Consider the following 2,211-nt stretch of genomic DNA (forward strand, 5'->3'; position numbering starts at 1 on the left):
CGCCATATTCATCATTTAGCAATTTATAGTTCATCTCAAGATTCCTAATTGCATTACCACTGTCTGTAATCATATCGGTTATTCCGCTCTTGTTCGCCAAATTTGCACTAATTACTGAAAGGTTATTAACTCCTATCATTCCTGCAGCTACCCAATGGTTCCAGTCTGATAAAGTCTTAACCTGACTACCTCGAGGGAGTTTTCCATTTACAAACTCAACTTTCGACATTCATGATTCAACTGAAATAATAGGTTAACCGTCTGAAATAATTTATAAAAATACTTGAAGAGCCCAGTCTGTTGATGTATAGTGGATTTGCCGAAATTCACAATAATATCAATCAGAAAGGGCTCAAATGAACCATAGCAATATTGCTCCTCAATCGCAAGATAACATTCAGGTTCTCGACCAAATTGACGACTTTTTCGATACATTTTGCATCGGTTCGTTGCTTAATCGATGCGGAATTCGTAAACGCCATGGCTACAGCGTTCGTTCTTTGACAAAAGTAATATTCGCGCTTCCATTCATCGGAAAAAATTTCTTCCGTGGTATCGTGATCAACGACAACGCTGATGTTGGAAAAGATGCGGCCTACGATTTGCTAAAAGCATGCACTTACAATTGGAGAAAGTTCTTATTGCTGATCGCTGTTCGTCTACATAGCATTTTCAACCGATTGACGACAGATCAGCGCGAATCAGTACTCATTATTGATGATAGCCCGTACGACCGGTCTCGCTCTAAAAAGGTCGAACTTCTTAGCCGTGTTTTTGATCACAGTACCGGCCGGTATTTAAAAGGTTTTCGATTGCTGGCCATATGTTGGTCCGATGGTGTCAGTTGCTTGCCCTTGGACTTTGGGCTGCTGTCATCTGCGAAAAAGAAGAATCGTTTTCATGAAAACGAAAAAATCATGGACAAGCGATGTTGCGCTTTCAAGCGGCGAGAAGAAGCAACCACAAAAGCTACAATGCTCTTGGTTCCAATGGTCAAACGGATCCTCAAGGCGGGTATCCGTGCCCGCTACGTACTCATGGACAGCTGGTTTACTATGCCGGTGAATATTTGTGCTTTGAGAAAACACCTGCATGTAATCGGCATGATCAAAAAAACGCCAAAGGTGTTTTACGAACATGACGGCAAGAAACGCAATTTAGTAGAGATCTACCAGAATATCAACAAACGCCGAGGACGAGCCAAGATACTGGCGTCTACAATGGTAACATTTAGTGACGGAAAACCGGCGAAAATCGTTTTCGTTCGTAATCGTCGCAAGAAAGACTGGTTAGCACTTTTATCTACAGATACCGAACTCGCAGATTCTGAGGTTGTTCGTATCTATGGCAAGCGTTGGGATATCGAGGTGTTGTTCAAGATGTCGAAACAGCACCTAAAACTGGTAAAGGAAATACAGTGCCGCGATTTCGATATGCTTATCGCGCACACCAGTATTGTGTTTATGCGATACATGTTCATTGCTTATAGGGTGCGCATGGAGACGGATCACAGAACCTTTGGTGAACTCTTTTATGCGTGCTGCCAGGAGCTTGATGATATCAGCTTTGTAGAAGCGCTTCACAGGATATTGACTTTAGCCGTTGAGCAATTGAGGCAGTTGGGCATTTTCTGTGAAAAAACAGCGTTAGTATTTTTCAATACTGTGATCGCCGAAGCGCTAAAGTACGTCAATTTGCCAAAGAACTGCGTATTAACCTAAGATCTTTAAAGTCGAAAGTTGAGTCATTGATTAAACACTGAACCAATACTACCACCGAATTGTGGAGAAATTGTGTGGGCAATATGAATTTATTATGGATAAACTTTGTAATTTACTGAACATTTTGAATTTTTTTTGGTTACCCGTCATAACAATTCATTGCTCAGACAGACCACAGATCTCAAAAAACCCTGAAGGTCAACCGGATGCCGGCCTGATAAGTAAACGACTCGGGCTGCAAGTAGCCTTCACCATGCACATAATCAACATCCGACTCGCCAAAAAGAAACGAATCATAAAACAGAGTGATACCAAATCGGTTAAATTCGAAGATCGCATTAAAAAACGGCGTTGGATGAAACGGCTCGGGCGACAGTTCAAGATCATCGTCCCCGACAAAGTTAACCCTGTTCCTTATCCACACCGGCAGGTTCATTCCGCCGGAAAGCGTAATCCGCTGATTGGCATTGAACGGAAAAATAAGGGAGAG

General features: G+C 42.2%; 3 protein-coding genes. 1 reads left to right on the forward strand and 2 read right to left on the reverse strand.

Features of this window, described 5'->3' with window-relative positions:
* A partial coding sequence (locus tag AC37HE_RS10325; RefSeq protein ID WP_500782758.1) for a hypothetical protein occupies window positions 1–229 on the reverse strand: 229 nt, incomplete at its 3' end.
* Between the two features lie 127 nt (window positions 230–356).
* Here AC37HE_RS10325 and AC37HE_RS10330 point away from each other — a divergent pair.
* Complete coding sequence (locus tag AC37HE_RS10330; RefSeq protein WP_500782759.1) at window positions 357–1,721, forward strand: IS4 family transposase; 1,365 nt, start codon at window positions 357–359, stop codon at window positions 1,719–1,721.
* Between the two features lie 181 nt (window positions 1,722–1,902).
* Here the strand turns inward: AC37HE_RS10330 and AC37HE_RS10335 are convergent.
* The coding region (locus AC37HE_RS10335) for a hypothetical protein (RefSeq protein ID WP_500782760.1) at window positions 1,903–2,211 on the reverse strand (309 nt) is incomplete at its 5' end.

This window comes from Mangrovibacterium sp., from assembly GCF_059905295.1.

What these genes read in the sequence shown, in the direction of transcription:
- AC37HE_RS10330 (WP_500782759.1), top strand. Translation starts at nt 357, where the DNA reads ATGAACCATAGCAATATTGCTCCTCAATCGCAAGATAACATTCAGGTT.